The organism is Streptomyces sp. LHD-70, from assembly GCF_031157275.1.
Classification (GTDB): domain Bacteria; phylum Actinomycetota; class Actinomycetes; order Streptomycetales; family Streptomycetaceae; genus Streptomyces.
The window spans coordinates 180,760-204,180 of sequence record NZ_JAVIFW010000001.1 but is presented as its reverse complement, the minus strand read 5'-3'; the positions used below and the strand labels follow the sequence as shown (position 1 = coordinate 204,180).

The window sequence follows — 23,421 nt, the reverse complement described above, 5'->3', positions numbered from 1 at the left end:
CAGGGGTTTTTCGCGCCCTTCACCGAGTCGGTACGGCCGTAGTACCAAGGCGCGCGGCGAGGACCACAAAGACGGACGGACTGCCGTACTACGAAGGCGTCCGAGCAGACTCCAACACCCGGGCCACCTCGTCCGGACAGATCGTCAACGCACCCCCCACCGCCACAAGCACCTCCCGCTCCGCAGGCGTGTACGGGCCGTCCGCGAGGGCGATGCGGGCCGCCTGGAGGAGGATGGACTCGCGGCCTGCGGGGGCGAGGTGCGGGGCGAGCGGGTCGAGGGACTCGTGGAGCTCTATGGCGAGGGTGACGCCCGCGTCGTCCACGGGGCTGTCGCCGGTCGTGACGCGGCCGGTGTCCGCGGCGAGAGCGTCGACGAGGGTGCTCAACTGGTCGCCGGTGCAGTCGGCATATCCGGCGGAGCGCACCGCGCCGACAGCGATGTCGAGCGCCGTGCGGGAGGCGGTTCCGCCCGCGGTGAGGACGGCCAGGGCGACGGTGTGCACGGCGTCCCTGAGCATGGCCGAGAACCGCACGGTGGTCGGGTGGTCCAGGCAGTCCGTGCCGAAGCGATGCGAGCAGGACACGCACTCGACGACCGGTCCGGCCACGCCGCGCGAGAGCAGCGGGAAGCCGAGCACGAGGAAGCGTCGACGGCCGGTGCGGCGCTGGTAGTTGCGGTCGCCGCCGCAGCCGGGGCAGAAGAACTCCCCGTCCCCGACGGTGGTCCACGCGGTGCGGATCCCCCAGATACGTGGTTCCCCGACACGTCGTCCCAGGCCTGGCAGCACGCCGCACCTCCGTAACACTTCGGCAACGTCGCCGTATTTACGTGATGTTAGCCACACCGATGATGTGCCGTCAGCACCTTGCACAGCAGATGGCCAAGACCAGTCGGAGGCGAACAGGCACGGAACGGAAAAGGCCCCGCTCATCGGACAGATGAGCGGGGCCCGAGCGCCAGGCCCTGTCCAGGGCCCGTAAAAGCCTTACCTGCCCGCGCGGTTGACGGCGGAGACGACCGCCTTCAGCGAGGCACGCGTGGTGTTGGCGTCGATGCCGATGCCCCACATGACCTTGTCGTCGATGGCGCACTCGATGTACGAGGCGGCCTGCGCGGAGGCGCCCTCGCTCATGGTGTGCTCCTGGTAGTCCAGCAGGCGTACGTCGATGCCGATGCCCTGCAGCGCGTGGAAGAAGGCCGAGATCGGGCCGTTGCCGGTGCCCTTCAGGGCGGTCTCCTGGCCGTCCACGACCGCGTCGACGGTCAGGGTGTCCACGCCGTCCTTGTCGGTGGTGGTCTGGCCGGAACGCAGCTGGAGGCGTCCCCAGGGGTTGGCCTCGGTGGGCAGGTACTCGTCCTGGAAGGACTCCCAGATCGCGCCCGGCGTGACCTCGCCGCCCTCGGCGTCGGTCTTGGTCTGGATGACCTTGGAGAACTCGACCTGCATACGGCGCGGCAGGTCCAGCTTGTGGTCGTTCTTCAGGACGTACGCGATACCGCCCTTGCCGGACTGCGAGTTGACGCGGATGACCGCTTCGTACGAGCGGCCGACGTCCTTCGGGTCGATCGGCAGGTACGGGACGGCCCACTCGATGTCGTCGACGGTGACGCCCTTGGCCTTCGCGTCGGCCTCCATGGCGTCGAAGCCCTTCTTGATGGCGTCCTGGTGGGAGCCCGAGAAGGACGTGTAGACCAGGTCGCCCACGTACGGGTGGCGCGGGTGGACCTCCATCTGGTTGCAGTACTCCCACGTGCGACGGATCTCGTCGATGTCGGAGAAGTCGATCTGCGGGTCGACGCCCTGCGAGAACAGGTTCATGCCCAGGGTGACCAGGTCGACGTTGCCGGTGCGCTCGCCCTGGCCGAACAGGCAGCCCTCGACGCGGTCGGCGCCGGCCATCACGGCCAGCTCGGCGGCGGCGACGGCGGTGCCCCGGTCGTTGTGCGGGTGGACCGACAGGATCACGTGCTCGCGGCGGGACAGGTTGCGGCCCATCCACTCGAAGCGGTCCGCGTGCGTGGAGGGGGTCGAACGCTCCACCGTGGCAGGCAGGTTGAGGATGATCTCGCGGCCCGGACCCGGCTGGTAGACGTCCATGACGGCCTCGCAGACCTCCAGGGCGAAGTCCAGCTCGGTGTCCGTGAAGATCTCGGGGCTGTACTGGTAGCCGAACTCGGTCTCCGGGCCCAGGATCTTCTCCGCGTACTCCATCACCAGGCGGGTGCCGTCGACGGCGATCTGCTTGATGTCGTCCTTGGAGCCGCGGAAGACGACGCGGCGGAAGACCGGCGCGGTCGCGTTGTACAGGTGCACCGTGGCGCGCTTGGCGCCCTTCAGGGACTCCACGGTCCGCTCGATCAGGTCCTCGCGGGCCTGGGTCAGGACGGAGATCGTGACGTCGTCCGGGATCGCGCCCGGCTCCTCGATGATCGAGCGTACGAAGTCGAAGTCGGTCTGGCCGGAGGCGGGGAAGCCGACCTCGATCTCCTTGTAGCCCATCTTGACCAGCTGGTCGAACATCCGGCGCTTGCGCTCGGGCGACATCGGGTCGATCAGGGCCTGGTTGCCGTCGCGCAGGTCGGTGGAGAGCCAGCGGGGTGCCTTGGTGATCCGGTTGGCCGGCCAGGTGCGGTCCGCGATGTCCACCGCGTCGTAGCCGCTGTACTTGTGGATCGGCATGGCGGAGGGCTGCTGGAAGTTCGGCATTGCGTAGGGCTCCTCGTGGGGTCCGCGGGGGACGGCCGACGGTCGTGCGTGCACCACTCGACTCCGCGGGGAGGGGGTCGGCCTACGACTACAGGCCCTCGCCGCGGCAGCTAAGAAGAAGCAGCCCGAAACGCATGATGAGAGGGAGCGTAGCCGAGACCGTCCGGTGTGCGTCGACCCGTATCAGTATGCGGGACCACCCTGAGGTAACGGCTCGAACGTGACGATTCCCTCTATTTCGTCAATCCCGTTAGCGGGTAGTGACACGACGATCACGCAATGCCACGGTTGGTGGATGGACATCACGCGATCGGGCTTCGAGCCCGTCTACTGCACCATCGTCCCGCCCCACCTCCTCGACCGCCTCAGCCAGGCCGAGAACCCCGCGATCGCCGGGGCCGCCCGCCACACCCTCGTCCAGGACGAGGCGAACCGCTCCCGGCGTCTGACCACGGCCGCCGCCACCGTCCGCCCCACCATCGCCAGCGCTGCCGACGCGAAGCCGAACCGCACGATCCACGACGCCGAGAACGGCACGACCCTGCCCGGCACGAAGGTCCGCTCGGAGGGCGAGGAGCCCGGCCAGGACGCCACCGTCAACCGCGCCTACGCCGGGCTCGGCGCCACCTTCGAGCTCTTCCTGAAGGGCTACGAGCGCAACTCCATCGACGGCAACGGCCTCCCGCTGATCGCGACCGTCCACTACGACGAGAAGTACGGAAACGCCTTCTGGGACGGCAAGCAGATGGTGTTCGGCGACGGTGACGGCGAGATCTTCCTCGACTTCACCATCCCGGTCGACGTCATGGCGCACGAGCTCACCCACGGCGTCACGCAGTACACCGCGAACCTCACCTACTCCGGCCAGTCCGGCGCGCTCAACGAGTCCGTCTCCGACGTCTTCGGCTCGCTGGTCAAGCAGTACACCCTCGGCCAGACCGCCGACCAGGCCGACTGGCTGATCGGTGAGGGCCTGCTCGCCCCCGACGTCCAGGGCGTCGCGCTGCGCTCGATGAAGGCTCCGGGCACGGCGTACGACGACGACGTCCTCGGCAAGGACCCGCAGCCCGGGCACATGGACGACTACGTCGACACCGAGCAGGACAACGGCGGCGTGCACATCAACTCCGGCATCCCCAACCGCGCCTTCCACCTGCTCGCCACCCGCCTCGGCGGCAACGCCTGGGAGCGCGCGGGCCAGATCTGGTACGACGTCCTGACCGGCGGCGAGCTGGCCGTGGACTGCACCTTCGCCGACTTCGCCAAGGCCACGATCGACAAGACCGCCGAGCGGTACGGCCAGGGCGACGAGCACGAGGCGGTCGTGAAGGCCTGGTCCGAGGTGGGCGTGCCCACCGCGTAGGCCGTGCGGGACAGGCTGCGGGGACCGGCTGCGGGGAGTAGACAGGAACCATGCGAATCCACGTCAAGCGCACGGGCGGCTTCGGCGGCATCGAGCGGAACGCCGCCGTCGACACGACGGAGCTGTCCGACGCCCAGGAGTGGCAGGCCCTCGCCGACCAGGCTGTGTCCGAGGCCAGGGACACCCCGCCCGTCGGGGTGCCGGACGGGTTCACCTACCAGATCACGGTCGGCGAGCACACCGTGTACTGCTCGGACCCCCGGCTCACCGACTGCCAGCGCAAGCTGATCTCCAGAGTCCTGAAGGAAGGCTCGTAGGGCGGTTCCGCGGAGGGCAGGGCTGGTTCCGCGGCGGCGGGCGAGAGGCGGGCGGGTCACGGGCGGAAGTCCAACAACCCACCCGCCTCTACCCGTTGACACCGTACTCGCGGGTACGCATGATCCCGCGCATGGCAGCCAGCGCGAGCACGAGCACCAGCACCGGCACGAGCAGCCCCGCCCTCCCCCGCTTCCCCGGCGACTTCCTCTGGGGTGTCTCCACCTCCGCCCACCAGATCGAGGGCGCCGCCGACCAGCGCGGCCGCTCCGTGTGGGACGCCTTCACGGCCACTCCAGGCCGGGTGAAGGACGGCTCGACGGCCGATGTGGCCTGCGACCACTACCACCGCTACCGCGAGGACGTCGCCCTGATCCGCGACCTCGGCGTCGGCGCGTACCGCTTCTCCGTCTCCTGGCCCCGGGTGCAGCCCACCGGCGCGGGCCAGGTCAGCGAACGGGGTCTGGACTTCTACGACCGCCTGGTGGACGAGCTGTGCGCCGCGGGCGTACGCCCCGTACCGACGCTGTTCCACTGGGACACCCCGCTGGTCCTGGAGGAGGCGGGCGGCTGGCGGCGGCGGGACACGGCGGAGCGGTTCGCGCAGTACGCGGCCGTGGTGGCGGCGCGGATCGGGGACCGGGTGCCCACCTGGATCACCCTCAACGAACCCGCCGAGCACACCCTGCTCGGGCACGCGCTCGGCGAGCACGCGCCGGGGCACCGGATGCTCTTCGACGCGCTGCCCGTCGCCCACCACCAGCTGCTCGGCCACGGCCTCGCCGTCCAGGCGCTGCGCGCGGCGGGCGCGGACCACATCGGCATCGCCAACTCGCACGGCCCGACCTGGGCCGCCTCCGACGAGCCCGCCGACCGCGAGGCCGCCGACTTCTACGACCTGCTCCTCAACCGGCTCTTCGCCGACCCGCTGCTGCTCGGCCGCTACCCCGACGGCATCGCCGAACTCCTCGACGCCCCCGGCCTCGACGCCGACCTGAAGCTGATCTCCGCGCCGCTCGACTGGTACGGCATCAACTACTACCAGCCGACCCGGGTGGGCGCGCCCGGCACCGGCCCCGCGGAGTTCTCCGGCGTCGCCATCCCGCCCGAACTCCCCTTCGCGCCACGGGAGATCGAGGGCTACCCGCGCACCGGCTTCGGCTGGCCCGTGGTGCCCGAGGCGTTCACCGAACTGCTCCTGGACTTCCCCCGGCGCTACGGCGACCGGCTCCCGCCCCTGATGATCACCGAGAACGGCTGCTCGTACGACGGGCTCGACGACCAGGAGCGCATCGCCTTCCTCGACGGCCATCTGCGGTCCCTGCACCGGGCGTTGGCGGCGGGTGTCGACGTACGCGGCTATTTCGTCTGGTCGCTGCTCGACAACTTCGAGTGGGCCGAGGGCTACCGGCAGCGCTTCGGCCTGGTGCACGTCGACTACGCCACCCTGGAGCGCACCCCGAAGGCCTCGTACGCGTGGCTGCGTGAGGCCCTTCGGGCGCAGAGATGACGGCCCTGGCCGAACCCGTCGCACGGGTCCGCCCCGCCTGGACCTCGACGCTGTGCCTCGCCAACGGCGCGATCTGGGTTGGCTGGTACGGGCCGCTGCAGATCCTGCTCGCCCTGCAGGCCGCCGAGCTCGCCCGCCCGGCACGTCCAAGGAGGCGGTCCTCGCCTGGGTCACCGGGGCCGGGGCGGTCGTCTCGCTCGCCGCGAACCCGCTCTTCGGCGCGGCCTCGGACCGTACGACGGGACGCTTCGGGCGGCGCGCGCCGTGGATCGTCGCGGGTGCGGCGGGCGGCGCGGCGGCCCTGCTGCTCACCGCCGCGGCGGGCTCGGTGCTGTCCCTGACGCTCGGCTGGTGCCTGGTTCAGCTCACCCTGAACGCCGCCTTCGCCGCGGTCACCGCCGCCGTCCCCGACCGGGTGCCGCGGCTCCAACGCGGCTCCGTGGGCGGCTGGTTGGGCGCCACACAGCTCCTCGGCGTGGTCCTGGGCACGGCCCTCGCGACGGCCCTGGGCGGCATCGGCGCGGGCTACGCGGCCTGCGCGCTGTTCACGGCGCTCGGGGTCCTGCCGTACGTGCTGCTGCACCGCGAGCCACGACTCCCGGCGGAGGACCGGCCCCCGTTCGCGTGGGGGCCGTTCCTGCGCGGCTTCTGGATCAGCCCGCGCCGCCACCCGGACCTGGCGTGGGCCTGGCTCACCCGGTTCCTGATCAACCTGGGCAACACGCTCGTCCTGCTCTATCTCCTGTTCTACCTGCGCGACGGGCTGCGCCACCCGGACCCGGAGCAGGGCGTGCTTGTCCTGACGGCGGTCAACGGCGTCACGATGCTCGCCACGGTGGTGGTCGGCGGCGCCTGGTCGGACCGGATCGGCCGCCGCAAGCCGTTCGTGGTCTGGTCGGGGCTGCTGATGGCGGTGGCGACGGTGCTGCTCGCGCTCTGGCAGACGTGGCCGGGCGCGATCGTCGCGGCGATCGTCCTGGGCCTGGCGTTCGGCGTCTTCACGTCGGTCGACTTCGCCCTGATGACGGACGTCCTGCCACGCGCCGCCGACCGCGGCAAGGACCTCGGCGTGATCAACATCGCCAACTCCCTGCCCCAGGTCGCGGCCCCGGCACTGGCGGCGACGGTGGTGGCCTTCGGCGGTTACCGGGTGCTGTATCTGGTGGCAGCGGGGGTCGGGGTGGTGGGGGCGGCGCTTGTGGGACGGATCAGGGGCGTGGACTAGGTCCGGCAGACCCTGGAGCCCGCCCGGGCTCAGAACCCCAGCTTCCGCAACTGCTTCGGGTCGCGCTGCCAGTCCTTCGCCACCTTCACATGCAGGTCCAGGAAGACCGGCGTGCCGAGCAGCGCCTCGATGTGCTTGCGGGACTTCATGCCGACCTCCTTCAGCCGCTTGCCCTTGGGGCCGATGATGATCCCCTTCTGGCTGGGCCGCTCGATGTAGACGAACGCGTGGATGTCGAGCAGCGGCTTGTCCGCCGGGCGGTCCTCGCGGGGCAGCATCTCCTCGACGACCACGGCGATGGAGTGCGGCAGCTCGTCCCGTACGCCTTCGAGCGCGGCCTCGCGGATCAGCTCGGCAACCATGACCTGCTCCGGCTCGTCCGTGAGGTCGCCCTCCGGGTAGAGCGGCGGGCTCTTCGGCAGCAGCGGCGCGATCAGGTCGGCGAGGAGGCCGACCTGCTTCTCACCCACGGCGGAGACCGGCACGATCTCCTGCCACTCGAAGCCGAGTTCCTTGCCGAGCTGGTCGATCGCGATGAGCTGCTCGGCGAGCTGCTTGCTGTCGACCAGGTCGGTCTTGGTGACGATCGCGATCTTCGGGGTCTTCTTGATCCCGGCGAGCTCCTTGGCGATGAACCGGTCGCCGGGGCCCAGCTTCTCGTTGGCCGGCAGGCAGAAGCCGATCACGTCGACCTCGGCCCAGGTCGTGCGGACGACGTCGTTGAGCCGCTCGCCGAGCAGGGTGCGCGGCTTGTGCAGACCCGGGGTGTCGACGAGGACGAGCTGGGCGTTCGGGCGGTGCACGATGCCGCGGACCGTGTGCCGGGTGGTCTGCGGGCGGTTGGAGGTGATGGCGACCTTCGTACCGACGAGGGCGTTGGTCAGGGTCGACTTGCCCGCGTTCGGCCGTCCGACGAAGCAGGCGAAGCCCGCGCGGTGGTCGGTGGCCTGGGGCTCGGACTCGGCCGGGGAAGGAGCGCTCATGGCGACCATTGTCCCCGATGCGGGGACGGGCGCCGACCGGGCCCAGGTCCTGTCCGGCGGATCAGGCCGGATCCGGTCGACGCCCACCTGTCATTGCTGCTGAGCGGGCCTTCGCAACCCGGTCGGCTGAGGGGTCCCGCGGGCTGCCGGTCAGTCGAAGACGAACGGGCCGGGCGCGAGTCCTTCGGTGGAGTTGCAGGTCACGGTGATGCCCGAGACCACCAGCTTGAGGGAGCCCGGGTGGTCGAGGGAGTCACCGGAGGCGACGGTCCCGGTCAGCGGTCCCGAGTTCACACCGCCGCCGGCCTCCATCGCCGGGTTGCTCTTGCCGGTGAAGGTGGCGGTGGAACCGTCGGCCTTCGTCATGGTGAGAGTCGACTGGACGGTGTTCGCCTCGACGGCCACCGGCGTGGTGATCTCCGACGAGGTGACGGTGATGGTGCCGCTCGTGCCGCTCTGGGTCGCGGTCAGGGTGACCCCGCCGCTGCCGTAGATGCCGCAGTTCGCCTGGGTGGTGGCCTCGCCGGGTGCGACGGCGGCGGCGCCGGGAGCCAGGACGAAACCGGCGAGGGCGAGGGAGCCCGTGGCGAGTGCCGCGCCGAGGGCGACCCTTCTCCTGTTCATGGTGGTGCTGCGCTTCATCGGTTCACCTTCCCGTTCGTGGGGGAGTGCTCGTGGGGGTGAGCTGGTCAGGTGCGGAGCGCGCGCATAGGACATTGAGGCGCGGGTGGCCTGGGATCACAAGGCCAAGTCCCTTGATTCTTAGGCGACTTGGGAAGACTGTTCAGCTTTGGCGAGAACACGGCGGAGGGCGGCCGGAAACCGGCCGCCCTCCGTATCGGCAGTTGTTCAGCCCGCGCTGACCGTCGCGACGACCTCGCCGTCGAGCCCGGCAAGGAGCACCTGCGTCTCCGCGCCGCCCAGGTCGCGCACGGCCGCGCGGTCCTCGTCGGAGACCGCCCCGGCCTCGCTGACGACGGCCGCCGCCTCCAGGGACTTGGCCCCGCTGGCCACGGCCATCGCGACGGCGGTGCGCAGCGCGCTCAGCTTCAGCGAGTCGAGGCCGACGCTGCCGGCGACGTACGTACGGCCCGTCTCGTCCCGCACGGCCGCGCCCTCCGGCACTCCGTTGCGGGCCCGGGCGGAGCGGGCGAGGGTGACGATCTTGCGGTCCTCGGGACCGAGGGCGTTTTCGCTCATGGACCCGAGCATACGGCGGGCGCCCAAGCCCGAGTCGACGGTGTGGGACCTAGTCCAGCGGGGCCGGCGCCGCCGGCTCGACCAGCACCGTCGCGATCCGGTTCCGCCGGCCCGCCGCGGCCTCCGCGGTCAGCCGCAGCCCGCGCCCGTCCGGCAGCTCCACGACCGTCGTCGCGCCCGCGATCGGCACCCGGCCGAGGGCCTTGGCGAGCAGTCCGCCGACGGTCTCCACGTCCTCGTCGTCGAACTCCTCGATGCCGTACAGCTCGCCGAGGTCGCCGATGTCGAGCCGGGCCGTGACCCGGTACGTGTCGTCGCCGAGGGGCTCCACGGGCGGCAGCTCCCGGTCGTACTCGTCGGTGATCTCGCCGACGATCTCCTCCAGGATGTCCTCGATCGTGACGATGCCGGCCGTGCCGCCGTACTCGTCGATGACGACCGCGACGTGGTTGCGCTCCTGCTGCATCTCGCGCAGCAGGTCACCGGCGTTCTTGGTGTCCGGCACGAACGACGCGGGCCGCATCGCGGTCGACACCAGCTCCGACTCGGCGTCCCGGCTGATGTGCGTCTTGCGCGCCAGGTCCTTGAGGTACACGATCCCGACGACGTCGTCCTCGCTCTCCCCGGTGACCGGGATGCGCGAGAAGCCGGAGCGCAGGGCGAGCGTGAGGGCCTGACGGATCGTCTTGTACCGCTCGATCACGATGAGGTCGGTGCGCGGGACCATGACTTCGCGTACGAGGGTGTCGCCGAGCTCGAAGACGGAGTGCACCATGCGGCGCTCCTCGTCCTCGATCAGGGACTCCTTCTCCGCCAGGTCGACCATCGCGCGCAGCTCCGCCTCGGAGGCGAACGGGCCGCGCCGGAAGCCCTTGCCGGGCGTGAGCGCGTTGCCGAGGAGGATCAGGAGCGGCGGGATCGGGCCCATGATCCGGGCGAGCGGGAGCAGGACGTACGCCGCGGCCGTCGAGGTGTTCAGCGGGTGCTGGCGGCCGATCGTGCGCGGCGAGACGCCCACCGCGACGTACGACACGAGGACCATCACGCCGATCGCGACGGCCAGCGCCTCCCACGTCTCGGGGAACTCCTGCAGGCACGCGTACGTGACGAGGGCCGCGGCGGCCATCTCGCAGCCGACGCGGACAAGCAGCGCGACGTTCAGATACCGCGTCGGGTCCGCCGCGACCTGGGCGAGCTTCGCGCTGCCGCGGCGCCCGGAGCGCACGGCCTCCTCGGCACGGAAGCTGGACATACGCGCGAGGCCCGCCTCCGCGCAGGAGGCGAGCCACGCGACGACGACCAGCAGGACGGCGCCGAGAACCAGTGCGGCGCTCACGAGACGGTGGGCGCCGGGGAGGGACCGGTGAGGCCCTTCTCCGCGCGCCAGCCGTCGACGATGGCGGCCTGAAGGCCGAACATCTCGGCCTTCTCGTCCGGCTCCTCGTGGTCGTACCCGAGGAGGTGGAGCACGCCGTGGACGGTGAGGAGCTGGAGTTCCTCGTCCATGGAGTGCCCCGTCTCGGCCTCCTCGCCCTGCTTCTTGGCGACCTCGGGGCAGAGCACGATGTCACCGAGGAGTCCCTGCGGGGGCTCCGTCAGGTCGTCGTCCCGGCCCGGCGGGCGCAGTTCGTCCATCGGGAAGGACATGACGTCCGTCGGGCCCGGCAGGTCCATCCACTGGATGTGGAGCTGCTCCATCGCCTCGGTGTCCACGACGATCACCGAGAGCTCGGAGAGCGGGTGGATCCTCATCCGCGCGAGCGCGTAGCGGGCGATGTCGAGGATCGCCTGCTCGTCGACCTCGGTGCCGGACTCGTTGTTGACGTCGATCGACATGTGCTTGGTTTCTCGCTACTTCCCGTGGCGGCGACGGGGCGGCTTGTTCGTCCCGTTCTCCGTGCCGTTCTCGTTGTCGTACTTCTCGTACGCGTCGACGATACGGCCCACCAACTTGTGCCGGACCACGTCGTGCGACGTGAGGAGGGAGAAGTGGACGTCCGGGACGCCGTCCAGGATGTCCCGGACCTGACGCAGACCGGACGTGGTGCCGCCGGGCAGGTCGACCTGGGTGACGTCACCGGTGATGACGATCTTCGAGTCGAAGCCGAGGCGCGTCAGGAACATCTTCATCTGCTCGGGGCTGGTGTTCTGCGCCTCGTCGAGAATGATGAACGCGTCGTTCAGCGTGCGACCGCGCATGTACGCGAGCGGCGCGACCTCGATCGTCCCGGCCGCCATGAGACGCGGGATCGAGTCCGGGTCGAGCATGTCGTGCAGCGCGTCGTAGAGCGGGCGCAGATACGGGTCGATCTTTTCGTAGAGCGTGCCGGGGAGGAAGCCCAGGCGCTCGCCGGCCTCGACGGCGGGGCGGGTCAGGATGATGCGGTTGACCTGCTTCGACTGCAGCGCCTGCACGGCCTTGGCCATGGCGAGATACGTCTTGCCGGTACCGGCGGGGCCGATGCCGAACACGATCGTGTGGTGGTCGATCGCGTCGACGTACCGCTTCTGGTTGAGGGTCTTGGGGCGGATCGTGCGGCCACGGGACGAGAGGATGTTCTGCGTGAGCACCTCGGCCGGGGTCTCTTCGGGGCCCTCGCCGTTCTCGCCCGCCCTGAGCATGGCGATCGAGCGTTCCACTGCGTCCTCCGTCATCGGCTGTCCGGTGCGGAGCACCAGCATCATCTCGTCGAACAGGCGCTGGATGAGGGCGACTTCGGCCTTGTCGCCCACGGCGCTGATCTCGTTGCCCCGGACATGGATGTCGGCCGCCGGGAAGGCCTTCTCGATCACGCGCAGCAGGGCGTCTCCCGAGCCCAGAACGGTCACCATCGGGTGCTTCGCCGGTACGGAGAAGTGGGCTCGTGCCTGACCCTGCGCAGGGGTCTGAGCTGTCGGTGTCTGAGTCATGGGCCGGCTCTGTGGCCTGCTCGTCCTCCTCGATGCGGGGCTGACGCCGCGCGACTGCTTCTGGTGCTACCAGCCTACGTCGGGGCACCGACAACACCGATAAGTTTTTCGAACGCTCGCTCCGGCGAAAACCGGGCGAAGGCCCGGCGAAAGCCCGGCGAAAGCCCGGCGAAAGCCCGGCTAGGGCCCGGCCAAAGCCCGCTAGCGCGCCCCGAACCCGATGGTCGGCACCGCACGCCGCAGCGGCCACGGCCGGACCACGTCGGGCAGCATCGCGTCGAGGAACGCGTACCGCCGCAGCGCCGCCGGCTCCTGGTCGTCGTACGACTGCACATGCCGCCACCACGCGGCCACCTCGACCCAGCCGGGCGCCGACAGGGAACCGCCGAACTCCTGCACCGACAGGGCCGCCGTCAGGCCCGCGAAGGCGAGCCGGTCGGCGAGCGGCCAGCCCGCCAGGGTGCCGGTGACGAAGCCCGCCACGAACACGTCGCCGGCGCCCGTCGGGTCAAGGGCCTCCACCTCGATCGCGGGCACCTCGGCGGTCTCGCCGGTGCGCCCGTCCACCGCGTACGCGCCCTCGGCACCGAGGGTGACGACGGCGAGCGGCACGTGTTCGGTGAGCGCGCGGGCGGCGGCGCGCGGGCAGGACGTGCCGGTGTAGCGCATGGCCTCCTCGGCGTTCGGCAGGAACGCCTCGCAGTGCCGCAGGTCGGGCAGGGCCGCCAGGTCCCAGCGGCCGCTGTCGTCCCAGCCGACGTCGGCGAAGACCCGGGTGCCGCGCTCCGCGGCCTTGGCGACCCACTCCTCGCTCGCGCCGGGCGCCAGGGAGGCGACGGCGGCACGCGCGCGTGGTGGCGTCCGAGGGCCGGGCTCCCGCGGCGGCGGGGCCTCGTGCCCGTGCGAGATCATCGTCCGCTCGCCCTCGTACGCGAGGGACACGGTGACCGGGGAGTGCCAGCCGCGCACGGTGCGCGACGGCGCGAGGTCGATGCCCTCGCCCTTCTCCAGGGCGTCCCAGCAGTACTCGCCGTAGTGGTCGTCGCCGAAGGCCGCGGCGAGCGAGGTGTGCAGGCCGAGGCGGGACAGGGCGGTGGCCATGTTGGCGACGCCGCCGGGGCTCGATCCCATGCCCCGGGCCCAGGACTCGGTGCCGCGCACGGGCGCCGAGTCGAGGCCGGTGAAGATGATGTCCAGGAAGACGGTGCCGGTGAGGAACACGTCGCACGCCGGGTCGCCGGGTGCGCGCACTTCCGCCAGCGGATCGAGGCAGGTCGTGTGGTCGAGCCGGATGCCGGGCGGGCAGCCGCCGTTCGCAGTCTGTTCGTCGAAACTCACCGTGCGCTCCCCGTACATGATGCGTGCAGGTCAGGCCAGTGTGCATCAACGCCGTCCGGCACGGCCGGAATGCCGGTGGAAGGGCACAGGCTTCGCCAGGTCTCCCGTACGCATGGGTGGCTCAGCGGCGTGGGGTGGCCCGAGCGGCACGGGTGGCCCGAGCGGCCTGGGGTGGCCCGAGCCGCATGGGGTAGCTTCCGCGGCATGAGGCTGACGATTCTCGGTGGCGGCGGATTCCGGGTCCCTCTCGTGTACGGCGCCCTGGTGGGCAGCGAGATCACGGAACTCACCCTGTACGACACGGACCCGATGCGGCTCGGCGTGATCCGCTCGGTCCTCGACGGCTTGCCGCCGGGCCCGCGGGTCAGGGTGGCCGAGGAGCTCGACGACGCGCTGCGCGGCGCGGACTTCGTGTTCTCCGCGATCCGGGTCGGCGGCACCGCGGGCCGCGTCCAGGACGAGCGGCTGCCGCTCGCGGAGGGCGTGCTCGGGCAGGAGACGGTGGGCGCGGGCGGTGTCCTGTACGGGCTGCGCACAGTGCCCGTCGCCCTGCACATCGCGGAGCGGGTGGCGGCGGTGGCGCCGGACGCGTGGGTCATCAACTTCACCAACCCGGCGGGCACCGTCACGGAGGCGATGGCCTCGGTCCTCGGCGACCGCGTCATCGGCATCTGCGACTCCCCGGTCGGCCTGGTGCGGCGGGCGGCGCGCGCGGCGGGCACCGACCCGGACACGGTCTCGTACGACTATGTGGGCCTCAACCACCTCGGCTGGCTGCGGTCGTTGACGGCGCCGGACGGCCGCGACCTGCTGCCCGGCCTGCTCGCGGACTCCACGGCCCTCGGTTCCTTCGAGGAGGGCAAGCTGTTCGGCGCGGAGTGGCTGCGCGCGCTCGGCTCGCTGCCCAACGAGTACCTGCACTACTACTACTTCCGCCGCGAGACCCTCGCCGCGGTGCGCGCCGCCGACGAGACCCGCGGCGAGTTCCTCGACCACCAGCAGGGCGAGTTCTTCGCACGGGCGGCCGAACACCCGGACCGCGCGCACGCGTTGTGGGAATCGACCCGCCTGGAGCGCGAGGAGACGTACATGGCGGACAGCCGCGCCGCGACCGGCGGCTGGCAGCGGGACTCCTGCGACCTGGACGGCGGCGGCTACGACCGGGTCGCGCTCGCCCTGATGCGCGCGATCGCCTCCGGCGCGGGTACGCGGTTGATCCTGAACGTCAGGAACGGGTCGACGGTTCCTGCGCTTCCCGCGGACGCGATCGTGGAGACGGTGTGCGAGGTGGATGCGCGGGGGGCCCGCCCGCTGCCGTGTGCTCCGCTCGGGGAGGCGGAGTTGGGGTTGATGCTGCAGCTGAAGGCGGTGGAGCGGGCGACGGTGGAGGCGGCGGTCTTCAAGGACCGCGACGCGGCGCTGCGGGCGCTTGCGTTGCACCCGCTGGTGGATTCACCTTCGGTGGCGTCCCGGATCTTGGGGGCGGTGGCGTCGGGGGCCTGAGTTTTTCCCCTACCCGCCCCTTCCCGAATCTCCTCAATCGCCGGAGGGGCTGAATTTTCAGCCCCTCCGGCGATTGAGGAGCAGCAGGGTCAGTCGAACTCGTACGCCGCGACCTCCGCCAAGTACCGCTCCCGCAGGGCCTCGTCGTCCTCCAGGAAGGAGGCGAGGAACGAGTTCCGCGCAAGCTCCCGCAGCTGCTCAGGCTGCACCCCCAACGCCTCGCGGACCGCGTGGAACGTGTCCCCCACGTACCCCCCGAAGTACGAGGGGTCATCCGAGTTGACCGTGCACAGCAGCCCCGCGGCCATCATCCGCGGCAGCGGGTGGTCCTCAAGGACGTCCACCGCGCGGAGCCGTACGTTCGACAGCGGGCACAGGGTCAGCGGGATGCGGTCCCGGACGAGCCGCTCGACCAGCGCAGGGTCCTCCATGCAGCGCAGACCGTGGTCGATCCGCTCGACGCCGAGGACGTCCAGGGCCTCCGTGATGTACGCCGCCGGCCCCTCCTCCCCCGCGTGCGCGACCCGGCGCAGGCCGAGCGCGGCGGCCTCCTCGTACACCGCGCGGAACTTGGCGGGCGGGTGGCCGACCTCCGCCGAGTCGAGGCCGACGCCGGTGATCCGGTGCAGATACGGCTTCGCGGCCTCAAGGGTCGCGAGGGCCGACTCGGCGGACTCGTCGCGCAGGAAGCACATGATCAGGCGAGTGGAGATGCCGTGCCGCTCCCGGCTGCGGTCGAGGGCGCGGGCGAGGCCCTCGATCACCGTGCCGATGGCGACGCCGCGCGCGGTGTGCGCCTGGGGGTCGAAGAAGATCTCCGCGTGCCGTACGCCCTGTTCGGCGGCGCGCGCCAGATAGGCGTCGGCGAGCTCCTCGAAGTCGGCCTCGGTGTGCAGCACCGCCATCAGTCCGTAGTACAGGTCGAGGAAGGACTGCAGGTCCTCGAAGAGGTACGCGCGGCGCAGCTCCTCGGTGTCGGCGTAGGGCAGTTCGACGCCGTTGCGGGCGGCGAGCGCGAAGGCCAGCTCGGGTTCGAGGGTGCCTTCGATGTGGAGGTGGAGTTCGGCCTTGGGAAGGTGCATGTGCGTACTTTCGCGAGCGGGTCAGGTGTGCCGCTTGGGCACGGGGACGGTCGACAGGTCGGCCGCCACGGTCAGTTCCCCCGTGAACCCGGCGGCGCGGGCCTGCCGGGCGAACTCCTGCGGGTCCGCGTACCGCTGGGAGAAGTGCGTCAGGACGAGGTGCCGTACGCCCGCGTCGCGGGCCGCCGCCGCGGCCTGCCCGGACGTCAAGTGGCCGTGATCGCGGGCGAGTTGCTCGTCCTCGTCGAGGAACGTCGACTCGATGACGAGCAGGTCGCAGCCCTCGGCGAGCGCGTGCACGCCGTCGCAGAGGCGGGTGTCCATGACGAACGCGAACCGCTGCCCGCGCCGCACCTCGCTGACGTCCTCGATCCGCACCCCGCGCAGCTCCCCCTCGCGCTGCAGCCGCCCCACGTCCGGCCCCTTGATGCCGTGCTCGGCGAGCAGCGCGGGCACCATCCGCCGCCCGTCGGGCTCGACGAGCCGGTACCCGAAGGACTCCACCGGGTGCGAGAGCCGGTGCGCTTCGAGGGTGTACGCGGGCGTGGTGGCGAGCACTCCGTCGGCGGCGACCGGGGCCTCGGTCAGCTTGACGGTCTCGCGGTAGGCGGTGGCGTACCGGAGCCGGTCGAAGAAGTGCTGCCCTGAGCGCGGGTAGTGGGCGGTGACCTCGTGCGGCACGCGGTCGAGGTTGATGCGCTGGATCACCCCGGCGAGGCCGAGCGAGTGGTCGCCGTGGAAGTGCGTGACGCAGATCCGGTCGATGTCGTGCGCGGCGACTCCGGCGCGCAGCATCTGCCGCTGGGTGCCCTCACCGGGGTCGAAGAGGATGCCCTGGCCGTCCCAGCGCAGCAGGTAGCCGTTGTGGTTGCGGTGCCGCGTCGGCACCTGGCTGGCGGTGCCGAGGACGACGAATTCTCTTACGGACAAGGTGAGTTACCGGTTCTTGGGTCTGGTCTTTCCGGCTGCCCGGCTTCCGGCTGTCCGGCTTCCGGCTATCCGGGGGGCCACTGCATGCCGCGGCCGCCGAGGAGGTGGGCGTGCGCGTGGAACACGGTCTGGCCGGCGCCGCTGCCGGTGTTGAACACCAGCCGGTAGCTCTCCAGCTTCTCCTCCGCGGCGACCTCTCCGGCCTCGCGCAGCAGGTCGGCGGTGATCTGCGGTTCGGCGGCTGCGAGGGTGGCGGCGTCCGGGTAGTGGACCTTGGGGATGACCAGGACGTGGGTGGGTGCCTGGGGGTTGATGTCGCGGAAGGCGTACGTGGTGTCGGTCTCGCGTACGACGGTTGCGGGCACCTCGCCTGCGATGATCTTGCAGAACAGGCAGTCGGCGTTTGCCTCACCGGCCATGGGGTCGGCCTCCTCGGTGCGCGTTCGGTCATGTACGTGCGCATCGTATCCGGCGATCTTTTCCCCACCCCGCCCCTTCCCGAGGCCTGCGGCGCTTCGGGGCTCCGCCCCGGGATGGGGGTCCGGGGGCGGAGCCCCCGGGGGTTACAGGGGCGGCAGTTCCGGGGGCCGCTTCGCCGGGTTCTCCGACAGCGCGGCCAGCGCCATCCGCACCGCCTCGTCCAGCTGAGGGTCGCGCCCGGACGCGTAGTCCTGGGGTGCCGTGACGACCTCGACGTCCGGGTCGACGCCGTGGTTCTCCACCGACCACCCGTAACCCTCCAGCCAGATCGCGTACTTGGGCTGCGTGACAAGCGTCCCGTCGACCAGGCGGTAGCGGCTGTCGATGCCGACGACGCCGCCCCAGGTCCGCGTACCCACCACAGGTCCGATGCCGAGGGCCTTGATCGCGGCGTTGACGATGTCCCCGTCGGAGCCGGAGAACTCGTTGGCGACGGCGACGACGGGCCCGCGCGGCGCGTCAAGGGGGTAGCTGGAGGCCGCCTGCCCGCGCGGCAGGTCCCAGCCGACGATGCGGCGGGCCAGCTTCTCCACGACGAGCTGCGAGGTGTGCCCGCCGCGGTTCTCGCGTACGTCGACGATCAGCCCCTCCTTGGCCACCTCCACCCGCAGGTCGCGGTGGATCTGGGCCCAGCCGGGCGCCTGCATGTCGGGTACGTGCAGATAGCCGAGCCGCCCCTGCGACTGCTCGTGCACGTACGCCCGCCGGTCCGCGACCCACGCGTGATACCGCAGCGGCTCCTCGTCGTCGATCGGCACGACCACCGCGTGCCGCGGATCGCCGCCGCCGGACGGGGAGATGGTCAGCTCGACGGGCCGGCCCGCGGCGCCCACGAGCAGCGGACCCGGACCGGTGACGGGGTCGACGGGCCGCCCGTCGACGGCGAGCAGCGCGTCCCCCGGGCGCACCGCGACGCCGGGTGCGGCGAGCGGAGAGCGGGCGTGCGGGTCGGACGTCTCGGAGGCGAGGACGCGGTCGACGCGCCAACTGCCGTCCTCGTGCCGGGAGATGTCCGCCCCGAGCAGTCCCTGCCGGGTGTCGGAGCCGCCGTACCCGCCGGGTCCGCTGACGTAGGCGTGCGAGGTGCCGAGCTCGCCGTGGAGTTCGTAGAGCAGGTCGACGAGGTCGTCGTGGGTGGCGAGGCGGTCGACGACGGGGCGGTAGCGCGCGCGGACGGCCTCCCAGTCGACGCCGCCCATGTCCGCGCGCCAGAAGTGGTCGCGCATGAGGCGGCCGGTCTCGTCGAACATCTGCCGCCACTCGGCGACGGGGTCGACGCTCTGGCGGATCCGGGACAGGTCGACGGTGATGTGGCTGTCGCCGTCGTCGTCGGCGGGGGCGCGGCGGTCGCTGGGGACGACCTTCAGCTGGTCGCCGCTGCGCAGCAGGACGCGCTTGCCGTCGCCGCTGACGCTGAAGTGGTCGGCGTCGGGGTGGAGTTCCTCGATCCGGCGCTGGGCCAGGTCGTACCGTTCGAGCGCGGTCTGCGGGCCCAGGTCGTCGAGCCCGGCGCGGTTGGCGCCGAGCGCGCCGCGGACCGGGTGGCGCAGCCAGAGCAGGCCGTCCTTGGCGGCGCGCAGCGTGGAATAGCGGGCGGCCTCCACGGGGAAGGGCACGATCCGGTCGGCGAGCCCGTCGAGGTCGATACGCGTGGTGGGCGCGTCGTCGCCGCCCTGCACCTCGCCGGACTTCTCGGCGCTCTCGAAGGGCCGGCCGTGCCGCTGCGGACCGAACGGCGAGGGCGTCGTCGCGGAGAGGGTGATGAGGTGCGGGCGGCAGGCGCCGACGAAGGCCAGGTCGAAGACGTGCACGTCGTAGACCGGGTCGAAGGAGCGCTCGGAGAGGAACGCGAGATGCCGTCCGTCGAGGGTGAACGCGGGCGCGTAGTCGCAGAAGCGCAGCGGGGTCGCGTCGGAGACGGTGAGGTCGGCGGTGTTGGCCAGCTTGAGCTGGCGCAGCGGGGAGGGCCCGGCGTGGGACCAGGCGAGCCAGCCGGAGTCGGGCGAGAAGACGAGCCCGGACGCCTCGCCGTGCTCGCTGCGGTCGACCTCCCTGACCTCCCCGGAGGCGCGCTCCACGAGCAGGATCCGTCCGTCGTGCGAGGCGACGGCGGCGCGGCTGCCGTCGGGCGCCATGGCGAGCGAGAGCACCCGGCCCAACTGCCCTGCGGCGACCCGCCGTACGGACCCGCCGGGTGCGACGCCGGTGGCGGGCGAGAACTCAAGGGCGTCGTCTCCCTCGGCGTCCGTCACCCAGACCACATGCTCCTCGCCCTCCACCCGGAAGGTGCGGGGCAGGCGTGCGCGTACGCCCGGTTCGGCGGTGAGGGTGCGGGCGGGGCCGTCGCGGTGGGTCACCCAGTGCACGGCGCCGCGCACGGAGACGGCGCTGCCGCGGCCGGTGTGGTCGGGGGCGGCGGAGCCGAGGTGGCGCTCGGGGCGGACGGGGTGCGGCTGCAGGTCGGTGCGCTGCCCGCCGAGGCTGATGTCGAGGCGGCGGGGTGCGGCGGCCGTGCGGTCGTCGAGACTGTCGAGGAGCCAGAGTTCACCGGCCGCGGAGTAGACGACGCGGTGCCCGTCGGTGGCGGCGTGCCGCGCGTAGAAGCCGTCCAGCGGAGTGTGCCGGCGCAGATCGCTGCCGTCGGGCAGGGCGGAGTAGACGGCCCCGACCCCTTCGTGATCGGACAGGAACCCGATCCGCTCCCCGACCCACAGCGGATACTCGACGTTCCCGTCGAGCTCGTCGAGTACGCGGACGAACTGGCCCTCTCCCGCCCGGTCGATCCACAACTTCCCCGCCGTGCCGCCCCGGTACCGCTTCCAGTACGCGGCCTCGCGGCCCATCGTCACGCTCTGCAGCAGCACTTCGCCGCCGGGACCGAAGGCGAGGTCACCGACCGGCCCGTGCGGCAGCGTGCGCGCGGGCCCGCCGTCGAGCGGCACGGCCCGCGCCCAGCTGCGGCGCAGCGAGGCCTGGCCCTCGGCGGTGACGGCGAGGACGTGTCCGTCCGGGGTCCAGCCACGCACGGAGGTCTTCCAACTCCCCCAGTACGTAAGCCGCTTGGCGGGCCCGCCGTCGACCGGCGCGACGTGCACCTCGGGGGCGCCGTCCCGGGTGGAGGTCCAGGCGACCCGGGTGCCGTCGGGCGAGATACGCGGATGGTCGACCGGCATGTTGTCCGCGCTGACACGCCAAGCGCGACCGCCGTCGAGCGGCGCGACCCAGACGTCGTCCTCAGCGATGAAGGCGACCAAGTCGCCCTGAATATGCGGGAACCGGAGGTAGGCAGGCTGCGTCACTCGGTCAGCCTATGCAGGTCACGTACCGGCCGTGGGGAGTTTGGATCACTTGGCCGGAGGCCGCGGTCGTGACCGATTAACCCCTGCGGGACGGCTGCTTGTCGGCCTACGGTGACCCGATGCCGAACAACCACCGCCTGCGCCGCCTGGCCACGGAGGACGCGGTCCACCTCTGGTCGGTCCGCCACCGCCACGCCCGCACGGGCCCGTGCGAGGAGGTCCTCAGCCTGTACGCGGAGGGCTCGAAGGTCCCGTTGCGCCTGGTGTTCCGCGAGGGCGAGGGCCGGTACGTGTCCGAGGCCCTGATGGCCACGGGCTGCGTCGCGAAGAGCGACAGCAAGGCTCTGAACCTGCGGGAGCCGGGAGCCGTACGGCAGTTGGTGAATGCGGCACGGGCGGCCGGGTGGCTTCCGGGGGTGGGCGAGCGGGACGGCTGGGTTCTGTTCGACGCGGCGTTCCGGGGCGCGGGCTGAGTTTTCCCCTCCCCGCTCCTCAAACGCCGGAGGGGCTGAATTTTCAGCCCCTCCGGCGTTTGAGGAGCGGGGTCCGGGGCGGAGCCCCGAAGCTGTCCGCAGGACTTCCGGGAAGGGGCGGGTAGGGGAAAAGGCAAGCCCTAGCCCCAACGCCCGCTCCGCCCCAACAACAACGCCCCCGCAGCAGTCCCCGCCGTGGAAGTCCGCAGGACCGACGGCCCCAGACGGTACGGCTGCGCGCCGGACGCGGCGAAGGCGTCCAACTCCTCGGGGGAGACGCCGCCTTCGGGCCCGACGACCAGGACCACGTCGCCCGTCGCGGGCAGAGGCGCCGAGGCCAGCGGCGTGCTGCCCTCCTCGTGCAGAACCGCCGCGAACGCCGCCCCGGCGAGCAGCCCCGCGACGTCCTTCGTCGAGGCGAGGTCGGCGACCTCGGGGAACCGCATCCGGCGGGCCTGCTTGCCCGCCTCACGGGCCGTCGCCCGCCACTTGGCAAGGGACTTGACCCCCCGCTCCCCGCGCCACTGCGTGATGCACCGCGACGCCGCCCACGGCACGATCGCGTCGACGCCGGTCTCCGTCATGGTCTCCACGGCCAACTCACCCCGGTCACCCTTGGGCAGAGCCTGTACGACGGTGATGCGGGGCGCGGGCTCGGGGTCCACCAGCGACCCGGTCAGCTCGACCGTGAGCCGGTCCTTGCCCTCCGCGGCGAGCACAACACCGGAGGCGCCGCGGCCGAGCCCGTCCGTGAGGACCACCCGCTCCCCCGCGCGCAGCCGCCGTACCGACACGGCGTGCCGCCCCTCGGGCCCGTCGAGTACGAACTCGCCGCCGCCGGAGGGGACTTCGTCCACCACGAAGACCGGCGCGGTCATCGCGCGCCCCGCTGCGTGAGTGCCGCCCGCGCCGCGTCCAGCTCGGCGGCGAGCACCTCGACCAGCTGTCCGGCCGGCAGCTCCCGGCTCAGCCGGTGGCCCTGGCCCGCCCACAGGCTCATGGCCTGCGCGTCCCCGGCCTTGGCCGCGGCCTTGCGGATGCCGCCGGTGAGGTAGTGGATCTGCGGGTACGCGGCGGGCGCGTACGGCCCGTGCTCGCGCAGGAAGCGGTTGACGAGGCCACGCGCCGGGCGACCGGAGAACGCGCGGGTGAGTTCCGTGCGTACGAACAAGGGGTTCGTCATGGCCTGCTTGTGCAGGGGGTTCGCGCCCGACTCGGGGCAGACCAGGAACGCGGTGCCGAACTGCGCCGCCTCCGCCCCGGCCGCGAGCACGGCCGCGATCTGGCTGCCGCGCATCAGGCCGCCGGCCGCGACGATCGGCAGCTGCACGGTCTCGCGCACCTGGGCGATCAGCGCGAGCAGGCCGACGCCGCTGCCGTCGCGCTCGGGGTCGTCGCGGTGCGTGCCCTGGTGGCCGCCGGCCTCGACGCCCTGCACGCACACCGCGTCGGCGCCGGCCCACTGCGCGGCCTGGGCCTCTTCGGCGCTGGTGACGGTGACGACGGTGGTGGTGCCGACCCGCGCGAAGGCCTCGAGCACGTCCCGCGTGGGGCAGCCGAAGGTGAAGGAGACGAGGGGTACGGGGTCGTCGAAGAGGATGGCCAGCTTGGCCTCGTAGCCGTCGTCACGCCCGGAGTCCGGGTCGCCGAGCGGGGCGTCGTACCAGGCGGACTCGCCGGTGAGCTGGTGGGCGTAGACGGCGATCGCGCTCGGGTCGGCGTAGTCGGGCTGCGGCATGAACAGGTTGACGCCGAAGGGCCGGTCGGTGAGCCCGCGCAGCTGCTGGATCTCCTGGTACATGCCGTCGGCGGTCTTGTACCCGGCGGCCAGGAATCCGAGGCCGCCGGCTTCGGAGACGGCCGCGGCGAGAGGAGGGCAGGATGCGCCACCGGCCATGGGGGCCTGCACGATCGGGTACGGGCTGAGATCGGTCAGTGCGGTGGACATGAGCGCATGCTTTCACGTCCACCGCACCCCGCAGAATTCAGGCCCGGCCCCAGCCGTCACCGCCCGTTGAACGCATCCTTCAACCGATGGAACAGCCCCTGCTGCCCCGGCTGACTGTGCCTGCCCGGGGGACAACCCCCGGACCCCCGGCC

General features: G+C 71.8%; 20 protein-coding genes and 1 pseudogene. 6 read left to right on the top strand and 15 right to left on the bottom strand.

Going from position 1 to position 23,421, the window contains the following annotated elements:
* Positions 1-88: 88 nt before the first annotated feature.
* Together RCO28_RS00855 and leuA are read right to left on the bottom strand one after the other, a co-directional pair.
* The gene (locus tag RCO28_RS00855; RefSeq protein WP_308938938.1) at positions 89-790 is read right to left on the bottom strand and encodes a TerB family tellurite resistance protein; all 702 of its coding nucleotides are present in this window, start codon (positions 788-790) and stop codon (positions 89-91) included.
* Between the two features lie 198 nt (positions 791-988).
* Positions 989-2,710, bottom strand: a complete 1,722-nt coding sequence (leuA, locus tag RCO28_RS00850; RefSeq protein WP_308938937.1) for a 2-isopropylmalate synthase — start codon at positions 2,708-2,710, stop codon at positions 989-991.
* A 295-nt stretch (positions 2,711-3,005) separates the two neighbouring features.
* Between leuA and RCO28_RS00845 the strand changes: the two genes are divergently transcribed.
* From RCO28_RS00845 to RCO28_RS00830, 4 genes and pseudogenes are all read left to right on the top strand, one after another.
* Positions 3,006-4,073, top strand: coding sequence for a M4 family metallopeptidase (locus RCO28_RS00845; protein WP_308938936.1), 1,068 nt, complete (start codon positions 3,006-3,008; stop codon positions 4,071-4,073).
* 50 nt (positions 4,074-4,123) lie between these two features.
* On the top strand, positions 4,124-4,390 hold the full coding sequence (locus RCO28_RS00840; RefSeq protein ID WP_308938935.1) for a protealysin inhibitor emfourin: 267 nt from the start codon (positions 4,124-4,126) through the stop codon (positions 4,388-4,390).
* 131 nt (positions 4,391-4,521) lie between these two features.
* Complete coding sequence (locus tag RCO28_RS00835) at positions 4,522-5,898, top strand: GH1 family beta-glucosidase (protein WP_308938934.1); 1,377 nt, start codon at positions 4,522-4,524, stop codon at positions 5,896-5,898.
* A pseudogene (locus tag RCO28_RS00830) lies at positions 5,895-7,123 on the top strand (MFS transporter). Before RCO28_RS00835 ends, RCO28_RS00830 begins: the two are co-directional and overlap by 4 nt.
* 29 nt (positions 7,124-7,152) lie before the next feature.
* Here RCO28_RS00830 and era read toward each other — a convergent pair.
* From era to RCO28_RS00795, 7 genes are all read right to left on the bottom strand, one after another.
* The gene (gene era, locus RCO28_RS00825) at positions 7,153-8,115 is read right to left on the bottom strand and encodes a GTPase Era (protein WP_374991068.1); all 963 of its coding nucleotides are present in this window, start codon (positions 8,113-8,115) and stop codon (positions 7,153-7,155) included.
* Between the two features lie 141 nt (positions 8,116-8,256).
* On the bottom strand, positions 8,257-8,730 hold the full coding sequence (locus RCO28_RS00820; protein WP_308939649.1) for a hypothetical protein: 474 nt from the start codon (positions 8,728-8,730) through the stop codon (positions 8,257-8,259).
* A gap of 225 nt (positions 8,731-8,955) precedes the next feature.
* Positions 8,956-9,306, bottom strand: coding sequence for a cytidine deaminase (locus RCO28_RS00815; protein ID WP_308938932.1), 351 nt, complete (start codon positions 9,304-9,306; stop codon positions 8,956-8,958).
* A 49-nt stretch (positions 9,307-9,355) separates the two neighbouring features.
* The gene (locus RCO28_RS00810) at positions 9,356-10,642 is read right to left on the bottom strand and encodes a hemolysin family protein (RefSeq protein WP_308938931.1); all 1,287 of its coding nucleotides are present in this window, start codon (positions 10,640-10,642) and stop codon (positions 9,356-9,358) included.
* On the bottom strand, positions 10,639-11,142 hold the full coding sequence (gene ybeY, locus RCO28_RS00805) for an rRNA maturation RNase YbeY (protein WP_308938930.1): 504 nt from the start codon (positions 11,140-11,142) through the stop codon (positions 10,639-10,641). The genes RCO28_RS00810 and ybeY overlap by 4 nt, the downstream gene beginning before the upstream one ends.
* A gap of 15 nt (positions 11,143-11,157) precedes the next feature.
* On the bottom strand, positions 11,158-12,216 hold the full coding sequence (locus RCO28_RS00800) for a PhoH family protein (RefSeq protein ID WP_308938929.1): 1,059 nt from the start codon (positions 12,214-12,216) through the stop codon (positions 11,158-11,160).
* A 201-nt stretch (positions 12,217-12,417) separates the two neighbouring features.
* Entirely contained in the window at positions 12,418-13,509 is a 1,092-nt protein-coding gene (locus RCO28_RS00795) for a PfkB family carbohydrate kinase (RefSeq protein WP_308939648.1), read from the bottom strand.
* A gap of 249 nt (positions 13,510-13,758) precedes the next feature.
* Between RCO28_RS00795 and RCO28_RS00790 the strand changes: the two genes are divergently transcribed.
* Positions 13,759-15,057: a 6-phospho-beta-glucosidase gene (locus RCO28_RS00790; RefSeq protein ID WP_308938928.1), complete on the top strand. Its 1,299-nt coding sequence runs from the start codon at positions 13,759-13,761 to the stop codon at positions 15,055-15,057.
* Between the two features lie 89 nt (positions 15,058-15,146).
* On the opposite strand, the gene RCO28_RS00785 is transcribed toward RCO28_RS00790, so the two are convergent.
* From RCO28_RS00785 to RCO28_RS00770, 4 genes are all read right to left on the bottom strand, one after another.
* The gene (locus tag RCO28_RS00785; RefSeq protein ID WP_308938927.1) at positions 15,147-16,139 is read right to left on the bottom strand and encodes an adenosine deaminase; all 993 of its coding nucleotides are present in this window, start codon (positions 16,137-16,139) and stop codon (positions 15,147-15,149) included.
* 21 nt (positions 16,140-16,160) lie between these two features.
* Complete coding sequence (locus RCO28_RS00780) at positions 16,161-17,069, bottom strand: ribonuclease Z (RefSeq protein ID WP_308938926.1); 909 nt, start codon at positions 17,067-17,069, stop codon at positions 16,161-16,163.
* Positions 17,070-17,134: 65 nt separating this feature from the next.
* Positions 17,135-17,488 carry a histidine triad nucleotide-binding protein gene (locus RCO28_RS00775; protein ID WP_308938925.1) on the bottom strand — a complete coding sequence of 118 codons (354 nt, stop codon included), beginning with the start codon at positions 17,486-17,488 and terminating at the stop codon, positions 17,135-17,137.
* A 144-nt stretch (positions 17,489-17,632) separates the two neighbouring features.
* Positions 17,633-20,848, bottom strand: a complete 3,216-nt coding sequence (locus RCO28_RS00770) for a S41 family peptidase (RefSeq protein ID WP_308938924.1) — start codon at positions 20,846-20,848, stop codon at positions 17,633-17,635.
* A gap of 119 nt (positions 20,849-20,967) precedes the next feature.
* Between RCO28_RS00770 and RCO28_RS00765 the strand changes: the two genes are divergently transcribed.
* The gene (locus RCO28_RS00765; protein WP_308938923.1) at positions 20,968-21,321 is read left to right on the top strand and encodes a hypothetical protein; all 354 of its coding nucleotides are present in this window, start codon (positions 20,968-20,970) and stop codon (positions 21,319-21,321) included.
* A 140-nt stretch (positions 21,322-21,461) separates the two neighbouring features.
* On the opposite strand, the gene RCO28_RS00760 is transcribed toward RCO28_RS00765, so the two are convergent.
* Positions 21,462-22,199: a 16S rRNA (uracil(1498)-N(3))-methyltransferase gene (locus RCO28_RS00760; protein WP_308938922.1), complete on the bottom strand. Its 738-nt coding sequence runs from the start codon at positions 22,197-22,199 to the stop codon at positions 21,462-21,464.
* The gene (locus RCO28_RS00755; RefSeq protein ID WP_308938921.1) at positions 22,196-23,269 is read right to left on the bottom strand and encodes a nitronate monooxygenase; all 1,074 of its coding nucleotides are present in this window, start codon (positions 23,267-23,269) and stop codon (positions 22,196-22,198) included. The genes RCO28_RS00760 and RCO28_RS00755 overlap by 4 nt, the downstream gene beginning before the upstream one ends.
* Positions 23,270-23,421: the final 152 nt, after the last annotated feature.

Excerpts from the sequence above, each read along its gene's own strand:
- leuA (WP_308938937.1), bottom strand. The coding sequence starts at position 2,710 with ATGCCGAACTTCCAGCAGCCCTCCGCCATGCCGATCCACAAGTACAGC.
- RCO28_RS00845 (WP_308938936.1), top strand. The coding sequence starts at position 3,006 with ATGGACATCACGCGATCGGGCTTCGAGCCCGTCTACTGCACCATCGTC.
- RCO28_RS00840 (WP_308938935.1), top strand. The coding sequence starts at position 4,124 with ATGCGAATCCACGTCAAGCGCACGGGCGGCTTCGGCGGCATCGAGCGG.
- RCO28_RS00835 (WP_308938934.1), top strand. The coding sequence starts at position 4,522 with ATGGCAGCCAGCGCGAGCACGAGCACCAGCACCGGCACGAGCAGCCCC.
- era (WP_374991068.1), bottom strand. The coding sequence starts at position 8,115 with ATGGTCGCCATGAGCGCTCCTTCCCCGGCCGAGTCCGAGCCCCAGGCC.
- RCO28_RS00820 (WP_308939649.1), bottom strand. The coding sequence starts at position 8,730 with ATGAACAGGAGAAGGGTCGCCCTCGGCGCGGCACTCGCCACGGGCTCC.
- RCO28_RS00815 (WP_308938932.1), bottom strand. The coding sequence starts at position 9,306 with ATGAGCGAAAACGCCCTCGGTCCCGAGGACCGCAAGATCGTCACCCTC.
- ybeY (WP_308938930.1), bottom strand. The coding sequence starts at position 11,142 with ATGTCGATCGACGTCAACAACGAGTCCGGCACCGAGGTCGACGAGCAG.
- RCO28_RS00800 (WP_308938929.1), bottom strand. The coding sequence starts at position 12,216 with ATGACTCAGACACCGACAGCTCAGACCCCTGCGCAGGGTCAGGCACGA.
- RCO28_RS00790 (WP_308938928.1), top strand. The coding sequence starts at position 13,759 with ATGAGGCTGACGATTCTCGGTGGCGGCGGATTCCGGGTCCCTCTCGTG.
- RCO28_RS00785 (WP_308938927.1), bottom strand. The coding sequence starts at position 16,139 with ATGCACCTTCCCAAGGCCGAACTCCACCTCCACATCGAAGGCACCCTC.
- RCO28_RS00775 (WP_308938925.1), bottom strand. The coding sequence starts at position 17,488 with ATGGCCGGTGAGGCAAACGCCGACTGCCTGTTCTGCAAGATCATCGCA.
- RCO28_RS00765 (WP_308938923.1), top strand. The coding sequence starts at position 20,968 with ATGCCGAACAACCACCGCCTGCGCCGCCTGGCCACGGAGGACGCGGTC.
- RCO28_RS00760 (WP_308938922.1), bottom strand. The coding sequence starts at position 22,199 with ATGACCGCGCCGGTCTTCGTGGTGGACGAAGTCCCCTCCGGCGGCGGC.
- RCO28_RS00755 (WP_308938921.1), bottom strand. The coding sequence starts at position 23,269 with ATGTCCACCGCACTGACCGATCTCAGCCCGTACCCGATCGTGCAGGCC.